Below are 17838 nucleotides of genomic sequence, written 5' to 3' on the forward strand. Positions count from 1 at the left end.
CCGAACGGTGCCTTGAACGGCCTGTTCCTGGACGGCTTCGTCCCCAATGGCGACGCCTGGGGTGCGGGCAGCGGCACGAACACCACGGGCACGGCCGGAGCCTGGACCATCGAGGCCTCGGAAACCCACGGCGCCACCAGCGTCGAACTGGAGAAGGTCGGTGACGGCTATCGCGGCGCCGACAGTCCGACCAACAGTGTTATGGTCGACCTTGAGGCCAGCCCCGGCAACATCCAGATCTCGCAGACCATGCTGCTCAGCGCCGGCGAATACCGCATCTCCTTCGAGATCGGCGCCGCCAACGACACCAGCCTCCTACACAGCGCCAAGCTCGAAGTGCTGTGGAACGGCGTCTCGGTCGGAATCTATGATCCCACGTCGGGCGTCATGCAGACCATCGCCATCGACGTCACGGCGGTCGGCGGGAACAACTCACTGATGTTCCGTGAAATCGGCGAAGCGGGCGACAACACCGGCACCTTCCTTGCCAACATCAAGGTCGGCGACATCATCGTTATCGACGAGACCGCAGGTGTCGATGCCGATTCCGACGACACCACCGATCCTGCCGTGGCGGCCCTGTTTGCCGGCGTCAATGCCGGGACCGATCCCGACATGCCGCTGCACCAATATGCGCAAGGCAGCGGCGGCGTCGTGAACGCCACGGCGCTGTTCGGCGCCGACGGACCGGCAGCGAAAGCTTCGCTCGTCTATGCGCTCACCCTTGCCAGCAATACGGGCGTGGATTCCGGCCTGAAGACCACCGATGGCCACGCAATCTCGCTGTTCAACGACGGCAACGGCCACATCATCGGCGTCTATGATGCCAACAACAACGGCGCTACCGCCACCGACAAGGTCGCCTTCGCGCTGCATGTCGATGCCGCCACCGGCCAGGTCGCGGTTGCGCAATACGTCTCGCTCCAGCATCCCGACACCAGCAGCAACGACGAGGGCATCGCGCTCGGCGCCGGTTCGGTCTCGGTCACCGTCACGGCGACCGATGGCGACGGCGACCACGTCACACAAAGCGCCGACATCTCCCAGACCATCGTCTTCGAGGATGACGGGCCGAAGGCCGTCGGAACCGCCTCGATCACGGCGAATGTCGACGAAGACGGGCTTGCCGGGCACAACCCAGATGCCGGCAGGCCGGGTGAGACGGGAGCGATCGGCCTTTCCGCGACCGTCACGGGCGCTGCCGGCGCGCTGACCGCGCTCGTCGACTTCGGCGCCGACGGCCCGGGCGCCCAGGCGTTTCATCTTGCCTCGACGGCCGTGCCGGCGGATTCCGGCCTTACGTCGCAGGGCGCGCATGTGCTCATCGTATCCGATGGGAGCACCTTGCATGGTTATGCCGAGGCAGGAAACGGCGCCGGCTTCTCGGCCGGCGACCGCGAGATCTTCCAGCTGACCGTGGGGGCCAACGGCTCCTACGTCTTCACGCTCAAGGACCAGATCGATCATCCGGCGCTGGACGGCCAGGCCGGAGACAATGGTGAAAACCAGCTGACGAGCCCGATCGATCTTTCCTCGTATATCGTCGCGACCGACGGTGACGGCGACTCCATCTCCCTTGGCGCCGGGACCTTCCTGATCCAGGTCCTCGACGACATTCCGGTGCAGACCAGCGCCACCGTCTCCGGCAATGTCGGCGAGGACGCGCTTTTGCTGGCGAACTCGAATGGTCATTCCGTCGGCAATCCCGACGGAGATGGCCTCGGCACGGTCGCGACCGGTTCGCTGAGCTCGCTGGTCTCCGCCGGGGCGGACGAACCCGGTTCCTTCTCGCTGATCCAGAACCCCGCTGGCCTGCCGGCGGCGACATCGAAGGGCGAGGCGATCGTCTACCACGTCGACGGCACGGTGCTGACCGGCTATGTCGAGAGCGGAACACCCGGCCTCGATGCGGGCGACCGCAAAGTCTTCACCCTCGATGTCCAGCCGAACGGCACCTACACCTTCACCTTGCTGGATCAGATCGACCACCTGCCGAACTCCCCCGCCAACGATGACAACCAGAAGCTGGTGCTCGACTTCACACATGCGCTCCAGTTCACCGACGCCGACGGCGACACGATCGCGATCACCGGCGAGACGACGACCACCACAGCCACGACAGGCCTGAGTCTGCATTCCGGCCATTACGGCACCTATACCGTGGGCGGCGTTACGTTCGACGGACTAACGTTCAATGGAGCCTTGGCTCACGATTTCAACAATGGCGCCGGGAGCGATTCCTTCAACGTTTCGGGTCAGGGCGTCGGCATCGGCGACAATCATATCCATGACAATGAGGGCTTCATCTTCTCGCGGCCAGGCACCGACGCGGTGAGCTTCACCATCAACGGCAACGGTTCGGGCACAATTTCCTGGGAAGCCTACAATGGCGCCGGCGTGCCGGTTTCCGGCAGCTCCGGTTTCCAGACAGGAACGATGACCGTGCCGGCCAACGGCTCCGTCGTCACGATCGACCCGGCGGGCACGTTCGACCATCTGGTGATCCGCTTCGATCTCGACAGCGGCGACAAGATCCGCGCCGAAAATTTCCTCTATACGTCGACCACCACCAGCAGCGGCGGCGTCTTCACCATCGGCATCGAGGACGACATTCCGGTAGCGCTGAACGGCAGCGCCACTCTTCCGACCGTCTACGAAGACACGCTGACCGGCCTGTCGAGCGGAAATTCGGAAGGCGGCAGCCAGCCAACCTCGGTTACGTTTGGGGCATCAGCCTTCGTCCCACTGCTTTCCATCGGCGCTGATGACGACGCGACTTTCTCCTTCAACGTCGAAAAGAATGGAACTCAGGCGGGCGTGTCGTCGGGGGGATCGGCGGTTCATTTCGTTGTGGGTGTCGATGCCGTCGATGGCGTCGCGGCGGACGGTCGCACCGTGTTCACGATTGCGGATAACAACAACGGCACCTTTACGCTGACGCTGCTCGATCACCTCGACCATAGCCTCAATTCCGGCGACAGCGGAACGACGGCGATCGACATCGGCTCGCTCTTCAAGGCGACCGACTTCGACGGCGACAGCGTCAACCTGGCCGGCACGTTGAACATTGTGGTCGAAAATGACAGGCCAGTGATCGTTGCGGCGGAGACCACCGTGGCGGAAAGCACCGCAGCGGGTTCCACAAACGCATTCAACGCGGCCTCCGCGACCGGCTCGCTGGGAATCTCGTGGGGAGCCGACGACGCCAATCCCAACAGCGGCATTCACGACCGGTCGGTTGCCTTCAATCCGGCGTTGGCCGGCGTCCAGGCTGGCCTGACGTCCAACGGCGATGCCATCACCTACACTCTGTCCAGCAACGACACCGTGCTGACGGCGACCGCCACGCACAACTCGGTCATCCGCACCATCTTCACCGTGTCGATCAACGATCAGACGAACGGCAACTATTCGTTCAACCTGGAAGACAATATCGACCATCCGGCTGGGGCCGACCACAATGGCAAGGCCCTGTCCTTCGGCTTCAACGCGACGGATTCGGATGGCGACAGCACGTCGTCCGCCTTCACCGTGCATGTCACCGACGACATTCCGGTCGTCACCAGCCCTGCGGGTACGGGCAATGTGCCGGAGAGCCTGCTGCCCCTGGTACAGCCGACATCAGGCAATCTCAATATCGACTGGAATGCGGACGACAAGGGATCGAGCCATCTCGAATTCGCGCGCGGTCCCGGCAACACTCTCATGGCGCCCGAAGAGCTGACCTCGGGCGGCGTTTCGCTGGAGTACACAGTCCGTCTTGCCGCCAATGGCGTCGATGAGGAACTCGTCGCCTTCAAGCAAGGCGACACCGTATCCAATCCCGTCTTCATGGTGACCCTGAACGGCATGGGCACCCCGACCTTTGTCTTCACCCTCTGGCAGCCGCTTGACCACGACCACACCGGCGGCAGCGACGCCTCGCTGCCGCTCGGCTTCACCGTCAAGGCCATCGACGGCGACGGCGATTCCGTCACCCAGAGCTTTACGGTCAATGTCGCGGACGACGTGCCGACGGCGTCGATGAACGCACAGGTTCAGCTTGATGACGATGCGCTGGCCGGCAATGCCGGCGGCACCGGCGATGTCACTCCCGACACAGCCCACACATCCGGTACGCTTGGTCACACCTATGGCGCCGACGGCGCCGGTACGATGCTGCTCACCGGTGCAACGCTGCCGGCTGCGGGCGGGTTCTCGGTGACCTCGAACTCGGGAACCGACCTGATCATCAGCCAGGTGCAGAACAGCGTCGTTGTCGATGTACTGAAGGTGCATCTTGCCGACACTACGTCCGGCGCCTACACGGTCACGCAGCTTCATGCGATCGATCACCCTGCCGGCGGCGACGAAAACGACGTGGCATTCACGGTCGGCTACACGACCACCGACCATGATGGCGACACGGTACCCGGTTCGCTGACGATCAACGTCGATGACGATACTCCGATGGCTTCGAACTACACGGGAGCGGCCTTCGCCGAGGGCAGCGGCGCGCACGACATTGGCGATGCGGTGATGCTGCTGGGCATCGGCGCGGGCGCCGACGGGTTGCAGGGAACGCTGCAAGGCCTGGCCTTCACCAACCAGGGCACGACCGGCGGAACGCTGTCGATCGACGGCGCCGGCCATCTGATCTACACCGCGCCGGCCAACGTCACCAGCGCCAGCACGGTGACCGAGACCTTCAGCTACATGGTCAGCGACAAGGACGGCGACACGGTCACCAGGCAGGTGACGTTCGGGGTCTCCGACGGTGCGGGCCCGGTGGCGGGCGCTCCGATCACGCTGGCGCTCGACGACCAGAACCTCGCCGACGGCTCGACGCCGGGTGCGACGAGCGACCATAACTCGATCACCTTCACGCCGGGTTCCGACGCGATCGCCTCGATCGCCTTCGGCACGGACCTAGGCGGGCTGAGCAATACGAACCTGACCTGGGAGCGGATGTCCGACACCCAGATCGTCGGCAAGGACACGGGCAGCGGCGTGACGGTGGTGACACTCGACCTGTCGGTTGCCGGCAATGTGGCGGCGGTGACGGCGACGCTGAACGACAATTACGACACGCATCCCGACATCACTCTCGACGATCTGGTCGACCTCGGCCATGTCGGCGTGGTCGCCACCGACACCGACGGCACCCAGGCAACGGGCACGGTCAACGTGACGGTGTCGGACGACGTGCCGACGGCATCGGCGGAGGCCTCGCAGGCAGTTGCGGAAGGCGCGACGGTGACGGGCACGCTGGACTTCGTCACCGGCGCCGACGGCGCGATGGTGACGCACATCAACGGCACGGCGCTGACGTTCGGCCTCAACGGCTGGACTGATGCGATCGACATCGGCGCGGGCACCATCAAGGTGAAGGCCGACGGTTCCTATTCGTTCACGGCCGATGCCTCGGTCAACAATGGCGGCGGCGCCGTGCCGGTCAACGCGACCTACACGGTCACGGACGGCGACGGCGACACCTCGACGGCGGGGCTTGCCTTCACCATCACCGACGGCGCAGGCCCGGCCGCAGGTGATCCGATCACGCTGGCGCTCGACGACCAGAACCTCGCCGACGGCTCGACGCCGGGTGCGACGAGCGACCATAACTCGATCACCTTCACGCCGGGTTCCGACGCGATCGCCTCGATCGCCTTCGGCACGGACCTAGGCGGGCTGAGCAATACGAACCTGACCTGGGAGCGGATGTCAGACACCCAGATCGTCGGCAAGGACACGGGCAGCGGCGTGACGGTGGTGACGCTCGACCTGTCGGTTGCCGGCAATGTGGCGGCGGTGACGGCGACGCTGAACGACAACTACGACGCACACCCCGTCATCAATCTCGACGATCTGGTCGCTCTGGGCCATGTCGGTGTGGTCGCCACCGACACCGACGGCACCCAGGCCACCGGTACCGTCACCGTCACCGTCTCCGACGACGTGCCGACGGCGCACGCCGATACCGACAGCACGCTTGCGGGCACTGCGACCGGCAATGTGCTTACCGGCGTGGGTACCACCAACTCAGGAGCGGACGCGCTTGGAGCCGACGGCGCCTCGATCACGGGCGTCGTGGCCGGAAACGTCGGCACACCGATCGTCAACGGCACAGGTGTCGGAACCAGCGTTTCGACCGCGCTTGGCACGCTGGTTCTGGGCGCCAATGGCAGCTACACTTATACGGCCAACGCCAATTCGTCCGGCACGGACGTGTTCTCGTATACGCTCAAGGACGGCGATGGCGACACATCGGTCACAACCCTGACGATTTCCGTCATCAACAGCTCGCCTTCATTGACGGCCGCGACATCAGCGACAAACGATGCGGCCGGCGATGACAATATCGTCAATTCCAATGTGGATGCTTTCGTCGCGCAGAACCAGACCGGCTCGATGAGTTTCAACTTCGGCGGCGACGGAGAGAACGCAACCACGCCATTCGCTTATATTTACGATGGCGGCCTGGGTTCGGCTGTCGCTTCGGAAACGATCATCGCCGGTCAGAAGGTCTTGACGCTGACGAGCGCGGCCTGGGTGCTTACCCTCAATGAGGTGACCGGCGCCTATTTGTTCACGCAGACCGCAGCCTACCAGCATGACGCGGGAGCTACCACCGACAGCGGCATCGTCACGGTCACCCTCACTGACGCAGATGGGACCACCGCGGCCAAGACCTTGACCATGACGATCGGCGACGATGTTCCGACGCTTGGGACCATCGACCACGGCACGGTGTCGAACGAAGCCAACATCTCAATCACCGGACAGTTGCCGATCGACGGCGGCGCCGATCACCCCCTCACGGCGAGCCTCGCGGGCAATGCCGATCCGGTTGGTCTGACAGTGGGTGGAAACGCCGTTCACTACTATGTCGATCCCACCCACCCCGAGACCCTGGTGGCCTATACGGGCTCCGACCACTCGCAGAACAACGTCTTTACCCTGACGGTCGATCCGACCAGTGGAACCTATAAATTCACCGAGCTGACACCGCTCGACACGTTCCACGCAAATACGCTGATCGGCGGCTCCTCATTCGGGTCCGGACCGCATGACTATCAGCAACTGACCGCCAGCGGCGGAGCACAACTGTCGATCGTCAGTGGTTGGGATACCAGTGGTTCGTTTGACCTCAATGCCTGGATGGCCGCCGGTGGGACCACGGCCACAACCGGCATCGTGTTCGACCAGGTCAACGGTTCCACTGGGGGTTGGGGTGTCCAGAACGCCAACTTCAACAATGGGGAGTTGCTCAGATTCGATTTCGGCAGTGTGACCGATTACGATGGAGCTGGGACGTTCGCTCCGCCAGCGGCCGCGTCGACAAATGTGACGGCCGCGACATTCAGTTTTGACGCCGCCGACGCCAACTCGATGGCCTATGTGATCCACTACACGGATGGATCCATCGCATCCGCCAAGTTCCAGCCTTCGGCGGCCGGAATTACCATACCTTCCAGCACGAACACGAAGTTCATCGACTACATCGAATTCTACGATATCAGCGCCAACAACAACAAGGTTCAGCTTGTCAGCGTCACGACTGTCGATAACAGCGGAACCAAGGACCTCACTTTCAACGTGACGGTCACCGATCACGACAATGACAGCGCTACTGCTACGATCGGCGTCACGGTCGATGGCGATCACACGTTCAACGCTGCTGCCAGCGTCAACAACGTCCTTGCCGGCGGATCGACCGCGGATACGTTGATCGGAGGCACGGGCAACGACTTGCTCATCGGTGGTGGCGGCAACGACACGCTGACCGGCGGCGCAGGTGCCGACCAATTCCGGATGGCGACCAACACCGGAACAGACACCATCACGGATTTTGCTGCGGGGACGGACAAGATAGGCCTGCTGGACGCCGGCATGAACGGCAGCGGCAGCGTCAATTTCGTCAACACGACGGGAACGTCCGCCGCCGCTGTTCTCAATGCCGCCGACTTCGCCTTCCGGGGTTCGATCGCCGCGATCACCGCCGCGGACTCCGCACACATCATCCAGATCACGGCGATGCAGACCCCAACGCAGATCGCCGCGGCGACGGTCGCGGTGGCAGCCAATGCCTATGTGCTCGTCTTCAATTCCACGACTCTCCACGGCGAATTGTGGTTCGATGCCGATTGGAGCACCGTCGGTGGTCGTACCCAGATCGCAACATTCAACAATATCACTTCACTGGGACAGCTAACCGCCATCACCAACACGGACTTTGTCGTCCACAACAGCACAGCCGACCCCATCATCCTCGACCTAAACCATGATGGCTTCGCCTTCTCGGACGTCAGCCACGGCGTCCAGTTCGACATCAACGCGGACGGGCACAAGGATCAGGTCGCCTGGAACACCTCGAATGACGGCATGCTGGCGGTCGATCTCAACCATGACGGCAAGATCGACGACGGCACGGAACTGTTCACGCCGAGCTTCGGCGGCGGCAAGTTCGCCAGCGGGGCGGCGGCACTCGCCTCGCTCGATGGCAATCATGACGGCGTCATCGATCACAATGACGCCGCCTTCGACAGCCTGCTGATCTGGAAGGACGCCAATACCAACGGCGCCAGCGATGCCGGGGAATTGTCGCACCTCGCGGATAACGGTATCGTCTCCATCAGCACGGCGGCCAGCCCGGCCGTGGGCGAAATCGACGGGCAGACCGTGACAGGCAACGGCACGTTCCAGATGGCGGACGGCACCACCGGCAACTATGTCGAGGTCGAACTCGACACCTCGCTCGGTGCCCCCGCACAGCCGACCGTCGCCTCCGACGGCACGAAGACCTTCGCCATCGGCTCTCTCGAGGTGACCGACCTGATCGCCGACTTCCATGACGGGGCCAAGGGTGACCAGATCGATCTTACGGCATTGCTGAAGGGCCTGGCCGGCGTCACCGATCTCGAAGCCGGCGGCTTCGTGGAGATCGCGCAGTCCTCCGCCAATGCGGCGAACGCCGAGGTCAAGGTCGACACCAATGGCGGCGGCGACAACTATCACACGGTGGCGGTGCTGGAGAACTATACGTTCCACAGTGCAGCCGAAGCAGTCAAAATACTCTATGACGACAGCCATGGTACCAAGCAGGACGTGGCCTAAGGGGCGAAAGGAACGGGGTGAGCAACATGAACAGAATCTTGCGGGTGGCTTTCGGGGCCGGTCTGCTGTCGATCTTGTCGACGGGCCTCAATGCCGCCGACATCATCGAAGGACCCACGGGCGATTATTGCGGTGTCGTCGGCACCTCCAACCTGGTGCTGAACGACAACATCGTCGATCTCAGGGATCAGGTGGTGAAGCTGATGGACGAGTCGGTCGCCGTCGCAAACAGCTCGGAGTGGATCAATTCGTCCCGGCCGGTTTTCGTCTGGGCCTCGGAAGCCAAGGTCGCCTGCGGCATGGCTTACGGCTATCTGAAGACGAACTACAAGGACGAGGACACGCTCAACAAATGCGAGTGTTTCCACGATCGCATGGTCGAGTACATGCACTGACCGGATAGGCAACCTGCGCCTGTTGGCCACCATGGCAGCGGACGGATCAACTCCTGAAGGCGATCGCCGCAACGATCGCCCTGGCCGGCATTGGCCAAGTCGTCACGCTGGCTTGCGCCGACCGGCTGGAGCAGCCTCCCATGGCACAACCTCCGTCGTCCGGCTCGGCGCAGCCGATCCCATTGTGACGCAACCGCAGTGTGGTATGCGACAGACATTCAAGGCGTTCGCGAGCTATCAGCCGACCGTGCCGTTGCCGATGGCGACGTTCGGCGTTTCCGCGTTTTCGTCGGACCGCGATACCTTCTCAGGGCAAGCGCGACGGGGGCGCTGAGGGCCCGGCTCTTCGGCGGCTGAAGAAAAACAGGACGGCACGACCAGTTCGCCGTAACATGCGTCGGAGACCAGACCGGGAATAATAAGCCGGCGGTGAACAGGGTGGGACAATCATGGAAGCTGGCCGACGGGTCCGTGGGCTGAAGATTTGGGCAACCGCCTTCGCGCTCGCCGCGGTATTGTCGGGCTGCCAGTCGAAGGGGGGCGTTACCGAAGCGCTCGATCCGGCGGCGATTGCCGCGCCTGCCGGGCAGGACGGCGCCGCGGCCGCCGGCCCGGTCGAGGCAACCCAGTCGCTGGGTACCGGTTCGACGAAAATTACCATGCTGCTGCCATTATCCGCCCCGGGATCGGCGGGGCAAAATGGCCGCAAAATGCTCGATGGCGCCAAGCTCGCGATGACCGATATCGGCAATGGATTGCTTACGCTGACCGTGGAGGACACCAAGGGCGACAACGCACAGGCCGGCAAATTGGCGCTGCAAGCCCTGACGACCGGCACGAAAGTCGTCATCGGGCCGACCGAACTGCCGGCAGCCCAGCATATCGCCACATTGTCGGGATCGAAGCGGCCGCCCGTGCTGGCGCTTGCCGACAATTTCGCGGGCGGCGCCGGTGTTTATGCCGTGCGCCTCAGCGAAGCGGACAGTGCGGCGGCGGGCGCCGCAGGCATCGCCGCGAAAGGCGGAAAAAAATTCGTACTGTTTGTCGCGGGTGGCTCGAACGCCAGCACGGTCGAGAAGCGGGTCGCCAACAGTCTCAGCATCTATGGCGCGACGCTCGCCGTCACCGTTCCATATTCGGCCGGCGACGGCGCCGCCAAGGCGGTCGACGAAATGGCCTCGCTCGTGGACACTCCCGACGCGGTCATCATTGCCAGCGGCGATGCCAGCCCCTCGCCTATCCTTGCCGCCCTCAAATCAAAGGGCATTGCGGGTAAGGCGACCTCCGTCGTCGGAACCAGCCGTTGGCTGGAGCATCCCATGGAACCATCGTTCGAGGGAGCCTATATCGCAACGCTCGATCCGGGTGAAACCGGGCCGATCGCCGATCGCTTCAGGACGACATACAATTATCCCGCCGACGTCAACGTAGCCTACGCTTATGATATGGTTGCGCTGACTGCAGGAATTGCCAGCGCGGTCGGACCTGACGGTTTCAGCAAACAGGTGCTCGAAAATCCGAGTGGATTTCGCGGATCGACCGGCCTGTTCCGCTTTCGCGCCGATGGATCCAGCCAAAGATCGATGCCATTCTATCGGATAGAAAAGGGTGCGCTCAAACTGGTTGCCAAATCGACCTCGGGGTTCTGACCGTCCGGTAACGAACGCTGTGCTGGCCCGCCTGGTCATTACGGTCGGAGGCCTCGAGCTGCTGTTCGGGATTGCCCTGATCATGCATGCCGGAGCCTTGCTTGCGACCGACAGGCCTGCCCTTGGGACTCGTGTCGAGAATGCCGGGCAACCAGCCCGGTCGCAGACGACTGTTCTCGACGGAAGATGGCGAGAAGCGCGCAGGGTTGCCGAGGGCATTGTCGCGCTGCCGTCGATTGACCTGCCCGAGATCGAGCGGATCGAAGCCCGGCCGCCGCTCGGCGACCTCGGCCTCGCCGTGCCCCCTAAAACGCCCATGCCAGATGACTGGCGCGAAACCCTGCTCTTCCGGCCAATGGCAACGTCATCGGCGACTTTCGAATCCATGGGACGCAAAGTGGCCGTCAGTGGTGTGGCCAGCATAGAACCGGAAGCCACCTGCTCGTTTCACGATGTCGCTTGGTCCTGCGGCCAGCGCGCACGCGCCGCCTTCAACTCCTGGCTGCGTGGGCGCGCGCTGAAGTGCTTCATGCCGCCGGAGATCGAACGTTTTGCCATTGCCGCGCCGTGTAGCCTTGGCAAGCAGGATGTCGGCGCCTGGCTTGTGTCCAACGGCTGGGCGATCGCGCTGCCCACCGGCATCTATGGCAAGGCGCAAGCAGTCGCCGAGGACGCGGAGGTGGGAGTTTTCGGCCCGCCGCGATAGGCGAAATCGATTCACGATTCGCACATCGATCAAATTGTATGGTTTGCCGCAACTGAAATTGCGCATGCCGGCGCTATGCTCGCCGATCTGACAGGAGATTGGTAATGGCACAAGCCGAAACGACCGCCACCGAGCCGGTATGGAAGGGTGTCGCGTGGCTCGCCTTCCTGGGGACCGTTGGCAGCCTTGCCCTCTCAGTGGGCCTCAATTACCTGCTGTTGTTCAGCGATGTCTTGACGCCGTTCGGGCGCAGCATGGTCACTGCGGTGCTGCTGCCTCTGATCATCGGTCTGCCGCTTTTCGTATTGATCGGCTTGAAGCAGGCCCAGATCCGCGGCTACCGGCGGGAGCTCAACAGGGCCGAGACCTATGACAGGGTGACAGGCTGCCTGAACGGCCCGGTTTTCACCTCGATGGTCGAGCGGCGCGCGGCCAGGCCGTCAGCGCCAGGGCCGCGCTCGGGCGCCTTCCTGGTGATTCATGCCGAACACCTTCGCTCCATAAATCTTCGCTTCGGCCCAGATTGGGGCGATGAGGCCTTGCGGCTCGTCGCATCGGCCATTCAGTCTTCGGTCCGCAAGGAGGATATGGTAGGTCGCATAGGAACATCGATGTTCGGAGTCTTTCTTCCAGGTACGACCGAAGCGGAGGCCGCGGAAATTGGCGAGCGCATTCGGGCAAGCGTCGCGCGGGTCTATTTCGCGCCCAAGGGGACCGAGGACGTTCTGGCGATCAGCCTGGGAAGCACCGTGTTTGAAACCGAGCTTGGATTCGAGGACATGTTTCGCTCAGCGGAAGCGCAATTATCCGCCCGCGCATCCGCCGAAACGCGCCCTACAGGTCTCCAGTAGCCAGGTGTAACGGGACGAAGCCAATAGCTGGCGGCAAATCGACGTTTGGACACATTCCTAAAGCTCAGCGAGCAGGGCCGCTCGACAGGCACAAGCACTTGATCGATCTCGTTGCCGGAAACCTCATCGGCGCGGAAAGAGAACCTCGCCCATTCCAAGCACCGCGTTGTCGCCGCCATATTTATGTGGTGCGCTCCCCAGCAGCGGCCGTTTCAAAATGCCTTCGGCGATCAGATGACGATCGATGACGGTGGCAAAAACGCTCTCGGGCGCGCCACACTCGACGAAGCTCGGCGACAGATGTCCTGGCGCGCGATCAAGAAGGATCGAACCGCGACGCATCAGGTAGCCGGGCATTTCACCGATGCCACCGGCTACCACCAGCGTGCCTGCGATCATGCGGCTGCCGGCATAGTCGCCCGAGCCTTTCAGCACCGAGATCAGACCGCGCCGCATCCGGTCCGCGGCGAAGGCGCCCGCCCTGCCCCTGACGATCAGCACGCCGCCATTCATGCCGGCCAGTTCGCCGACGAGCGGCGCACCAAGGTGATCGCCGGCATTGCCTGTTATCTCCAGCCTGCCGCCGCGCATGCCAGAGCCGGCGTGCGGCCCCGCATTGCCTTCGATCGTCAGCTTGCCGCTGCGCATGGCGCGCCCGGCCTGCGCGCCAGTATTGCCGATCACGCGAACCGATCCACCTCCCATGCCTTGCGCCACCCGGTCGAGACGCGCGCTTCCTCCTTCGAACACGATGCTTAGCGGATCGCTGCCGGCGAGGCGAAAAATGTCGCCCACCTTCGATCCGTGCTTCGACATGCCGATCCGGATTTTTTCGATATCCCGTCTTTCGCTCCCAGCAAGCCGCTCCGGCGTCAGCGGCGACAGGTCGAGGCGCTCAGGCGGTTCGGCAACAAGAGTGAAGGTCAGCGCCTTCATGGCAACATATCCTTCAGCGAATAGATGAACTTACCGAGCTTGCCGCCGTAATTGCCGGCGCCGATGCGAACCGCGCCTTTCTTCGGTCCGATCTGGATGACGGCGTTGATGCCGGCCTTCATCGCCGCGGCAACGGCATCATTGGTCTCACCATCAATGACGATTTCCAGGACGGCGTTGATGTCGGGGCCTAGCTCACTCGCAACCACACCGCGCAGTGTCGGCGCGTAGGCTTCGTTGGCCGAGGCGATCATGCCCTTGTATTTGCCACCTATCTTGGAACCCGAACGGGCGATGCCGCCCGGGAACGGCACGATGGCACCGGGCACCATTCCGATCGCGGCGACCGCGGCCTCGGCCGCGACCAATGCGTTGGCGCTGCTTTCGGCCATGACAAAGAAATTGCCGCCGCCGACGGCTTCCTTCGTCAGTCCGGTTGTTGCCTCGCAGAGGAATTCACCATCCATGACGGGAATGCGCCAGAAATGCCTGTCGCCGATCTTCTTGGAGATTTGCCAGCCGTCGCCGAAATAACGCAGTGCCGAACCGAGCTTGAGCTTAGCGCTGCCCTCCAGCCCGGCAAAGCAGGCGGAGCCCGGCGAAGTCAAAACACACTGCCCGACGCGATTGAGCAGTTGCTTCTGCAATTCATCGGTTCCCATCGCGAAGATCATCACGCGGCAGCCGGGCCGGCCATCCGGGGTGGCTGACGGCGGCAGGTCGGCATCGATTGCCGCTTCGCAGCCGCAACCGATTACCGAGGTGGCGAAGCCGGTCATCGTGATCGCCGCCTGCCGTGCCCATTTCCGGTTCGGCGCGGTGATGATGATGGCGGTTGCCCGCATCCCAAAGGCTTCGGCAAAAGTATCGTCGATCGTTACGCCATTTACGCTCACGTTCGGCATGGCACCTCGCCGAATGGCTGTTCACGCGCAATAGCGGAATCCGGGAAATTGAACCAATCCAAGGACAGGCCGTAGCGCTGCTGGTGATAGTCCTCCAGACGCCGCACCATCGCCTTGTCCACAGGTGGATTAAGCCTGAGGGCCTTGCCCCAGCGGTAATGGATGATCTCCCCGTCCTGCACGACGAGATCGCCATCCTTGAAAACATAAGCCGCCTGTCCGAGCATTTTCGCGATACTTTCGTTCCTGCGATAGACAGCGATGTCGGCGATCGCGCCGACGCCGAGATGGCCTCGATCCGTCAACCCGAGCAGCCTGGCCGGCGCTGCACGCGTCATGATGGCGATTTCCTCGAACGTGTATTCGCGGTCGATTGCGGACAGGGTAGAGAGCGCTAAGGCGGATCGTGAAAGTCCAGCGGCCATTTCGGTGCGTGCTTCCCGCCTCATCAGCAGCTCGAACAGAGCCGGATAAGCGGTAAAGGGTGCACCGTTGGGGTGATCGGTGGTGAAGAACACACGCCAGGGATCGTCGATGAGGAGAAAAAGCTCGAGCCCGATCGCCCACTGCATCGTGCCATAGAAGTCCTTGCCATAGCTGTAGGGCACGATGCCGCCGCCATTGCCATCCCCGTCATGAATGACGGACTTTTTCGGATGCGCACTGCCCCGCGCCGAGAACTGCCGCATGACGTCGGAGGAGACCGTGACCGTCTGGCCGAACATCACCTGACCGATATCGATGGTGACTTCCGGAGTCGTGTTGATAAGCTCGGCAAGCCGCGCGGCGGCGGAGGAAAATCTGCGCTTTCCTTCCGTGCCATAGCCATAGAACTGGAGGTGGGCGAGGTGCATCGGCAGCCCATCCGCCGCCGCAATCGTCGCGGCCGCCGTGTCCGCAGATCCGGGGATGCCCAGATTGTTGCAATGGACATGCAAAGGATGCGGCAGGCCAAGATTGTCGACGGCGGCCTGCAGCGTCTTGACGATGTTGCGCGAGCTGACGCCGTAGGAAGGCACCACATCGTCCAGCGCGAACGTGCGTGCGTTTTCCTTGAAGGCGGCCGCTGCACCGGCGTTGATCACCTTGACCCCGAGCGCTCGCGTCGAGGCGACCGTCCAGGCGACATAGTCCTCGATCATTTGAGGTGTGGCGGCGTCACGGATCATTGACAGCAGGAAGTCGTCGTTGCCGAGAATGGCGAGCGTCGCCTTGTCGATGATCGGGATGTCGGCCAACTCGAGATGGGTGTGGAGTGCAGATCCCGGCGACATCGCCGGTTCGACGACCGTCGTGAAGCCCATCTTGGCGTAGAGACAGCCGGTCTGGAAGGTCGACCAGCCGGCATTGGAGAGCGGCGTGGTCGCCGGTCGGGCCTGATGGGCGGCATGCTGTTCGGGCAAGAGAAGCCGCGCGGTATTCACGTTACCGCCGCCAATGTGGGAGTGGATGTCGATGGCGCCCGCCATCACGATGCAGCCGGCGGCTTCGATGGTCCGGTCGGCCATCCCCTCAGCCGGCGCCGCGATGATCTTGCCGTCCTTGATCCACAGGTCGCCCTTGCCGAGACGGCTGTTGACGGGGTCGACGATGTCGCCGTTGGCAATTTTCGTCAGCATGGCAATGCCTCGGCGAAAACCCGACTGGCGACCAGGCGAATGATCGTCGCGGCGGAGGGCAATTTCGAAGCAGCGCGTGTATCAGTCGACTTCAGCGAGCCGGTACGGCTGGAATAGACAACCGCATCGTGATCGACTCCAGCTTCGCCAATGGCGATGGTGACCGCGGCGCCTGTGACCGGCTCTTCCGTTTTAGCCAGCGCAATCAGTGCCATGCGTCCCCTTTTTCTCGGGAGTTGGGCAACCGTGGCGGAGATCCGCAGGTGCAGGTCGGCTTCGCCGGCGGCGATCATGCGCGCCACATCGTAACGCCAGGGATCGAATTCCGGGAAGCCCCGCGCAAAGCCCGTGCGCAATGGAAAACCTGTCATCCAGGTCGAGGCGAGCACGCTTCCCCACCCGTTTTCGCTCGCGGGCAGATGAAGGCCAGATGCACGTGATTTGCGATTGAGATCGGCGATCAGCCCCTGCAGCATCTCCAACGCCAACCCATCGGTGGCATGGCCTGAAAACAGGAACACGGGAAAGTGCGCAGCCGCCAGAGCCTTGGCGAAATCGTTGAAGTTCGACACCGGTCGCGATGTTTGCCGCCCCTTGTACTGCGCCCTCAGCGCCGCCAGCGTGGCGCCGAGGCTAGCCTGGCCACAGGAAAGGAGCGTTGCCTTGCGCCCGTTTTTCAGCGGCGGCGCGGACACCCCGTTCGATCCCACCAGGAAGAACTCGCGCTCATTCCCGGTCGAGAGATCGGGCCTGGTCGAGAGATCGGGAACCGTGCTAGCGAGTTCGGCAACAAGGTCATGATGGGTTTGTGCGAGTTCGCCCACGATCACCACGATATCGGCACGCCGGCGCGTCTCCCCAGGGGCGACGGTCATCGCGCCCCTGTCGGTAAAAAGCAGGGTCTCTCGGGCAAGTGCCGCGCCGTCGGTGTGATCGTATGCCGCGCCAAGCCGCTCGGCCAGCGCGATCGCCGCCCTCGTGCCGTGTATGTCCGTATCAAAGCTGAAAACCGGGCACCGGCTTGACGATAACAGCGACGCGGCATGCGCAGCCGCGCGCTCGACCAGCGCTTCCCGGTTGCCTATCCAAGCAACCGCCATTCGCTACACTACTTTCTGGTGCCGGCCCGATCCTAGACGAAACTGGATTGGCCGTGAACCCCGCTTGCCAGCAGATTAACGAATGTTTTCATACGCTATCAACAAACTCCGACCGCGCTTAATCATATTTGATGTAAGCGAAGCGTTGATCGGTCGCCGGAGTTCCCTCCAGCGCTCCGCCTTCCTTGGCCGGCTGCCACTGGACAACGTCCTCGATCTTTCTCGCCAACTCGAAGTCCTTGTCGGTGATACCCTTCGCCGCGTGGTTCATCAGGCGTACCTCGACCCAGGCATAGGAAGCGGTGATATCGGGATGGTGCCACGCCGCCTCGGCGAGATGGCCAACCGTGTTGATGACCATCAGCGTCGACTTCCAGCTGTGGGTCTTGTATTTGCGCCGTATCCAGCCGTTTTCGTAGCGCCATTTCGGCAACTCCTTCTCAAGCCGGTCGGCAATCTCGGCGTCCGAATAGACCTTCTCCTTGACCGTTTCGCTCATCTCGACCTCCCCGAATTGCTCGGTCCGTCAACACGACAGGCCAAAGCAGAAACATGAATGCACTCTCTTTGGCTTGCTCCCT

At 62.8% G+C, this 17838-nt stretch carries 10 protein-coding genes; 5 read left to right on the top strand and 5 right to left on the bottom strand.

What is annotated here, in order from left to right:
* Window positions 1-12: 12 nt before the first annotated feature.
* The 5 genes from FJ959_RS22475 (at window position 13) to FJ959_RS22495 (ending at window position 12697) form a co-directional block, all read left to right on the top strand.
* Window positions 13-9096: a DUF5801 repeats-in-toxin domain-containing protein gene (locus FJ959_RS22475; protein ID WP_140632147.1), complete on the top strand. Its 9084-nt coding sequence runs from the start codon at window positions 13-15 to the stop codon at window positions 9094-9096.
* Between the two features lie 26 nt (window positions 9097-9122).
* Window positions 9123-9491: a hypothetical protein gene (locus FJ959_RS22480; RefSeq protein ID WP_140498145.1), complete on the top strand. Its 369-nt coding sequence runs from the start codon at window positions 9123-9125 to the stop codon at window positions 9489-9491.
* A gap of 449 nt (window positions 9492-9940) precedes the next feature.
* Window positions 9941-11140: an ABC transporter substrate-binding protein gene (locus tag FJ959_RS22485; RefSeq protein WP_140632150.1), complete on the top strand. Its 1200-nt coding sequence runs from the start codon at window positions 9941-9943 to the stop codon at window positions 11138-11140.
* Between the two features lie 19 nt (window positions 11141-11159).
* Window positions 11160-11846, top strand: a complete 687-nt coding sequence (locus tag FJ959_RS22490) for a thermonuclease family protein (RefSeq protein WP_140524689.1) — start codon at window positions 11160-11162, stop codon at window positions 11844-11846.
* Window positions 11847-11950: 104 nt separating this feature from the next.
* On the top strand, window positions 11951-12697 hold the full coding sequence (locus FJ959_RS22495; protein ID WP_140623836.1) for a GGDEF domain-containing protein: 747 nt from the start codon (window positions 11951-11953) through the stop codon (window positions 12695-12697).
* Between the two features lie 123 nt (window positions 12698-12820).
* Here the strand turns inward: FJ959_RS22495 and FJ959_RS22500 are convergent, their stop codons facing one another.
* The 5 genes from FJ959_RS22500 to FJ959_RS22520 all read right to left on the bottom strand — a co-directional run bounded on the left by FJ959_RS22500 (window position 12821) and on the right by FJ959_RS22520 (window position 17756).
* Window positions 12821-13633, bottom strand: coding sequence for a formylmethanofuran dehydrogenase subunit C (locus FJ959_RS22500; RefSeq protein WP_140632152.1), 813 nt, complete (start codon window positions 13631-13633; stop codon window positions 12821-12823).
* On the bottom strand, window positions 13630-14538 hold the full coding sequence (fhcD, locus tag FJ959_RS22505) for a formylmethanofuran--tetrahydromethanopterin N-formyltransferase (RefSeq protein ID WP_140557450.1): 909 nt from the start codon (window positions 14536-14538) through the stop codon (window positions 13630-13632). Before fhcD ends, FJ959_RS22500 begins: the two co-directional genes overlap by 4 nt.
* Entirely contained in the window at window positions 14526-16157 is a 1632-nt protein-coding gene (locus tag FJ959_RS22510; RefSeq protein WP_140632154.1) for a formylmethanofuran dehydrogenase subunit A, read from the bottom strand. The genes fhcD and FJ959_RS22510 overlap by 13 nt, the downstream gene beginning before the upstream one ends.
* Window positions 16151-17257 carry a tungsten formylmethanofuran dehydrogenase gene (locus FJ959_RS22515; RefSeq protein WP_140632156.1) on the bottom strand — a complete coding sequence of 369 codons (1107 nt, stop codon included), beginning with the start codon at window positions 17255-17257 and terminating at the stop codon, window positions 16151-16153. The genes FJ959_RS22510 and FJ959_RS22515 overlap by 7 nt, the downstream gene beginning before the upstream one ends.
* A 118-nt stretch (window positions 17258-17375) precedes the next feature.
* On the bottom strand, window positions 17376-17756 hold the full coding sequence (locus FJ959_RS22520) for a 4a-hydroxytetrahydrobiopterin dehydratase (protein ID WP_140498164.1): 381 nt from the start codon (window positions 17754-17756) through the stop codon (window positions 17376-17378).
* Window positions 17757-17838 lie beyond the last annotated feature (82 nt).

Origin of the sequence: Mesorhizobium sp. B2-2-4, from assembly GCF_006442375.1 — a bacterium.
Classification (GTDB): Bacteria; Pseudomonadota; Alphaproteobacteria; order Rhizobiales; family Rhizobiaceae; genus Mesorhizobium.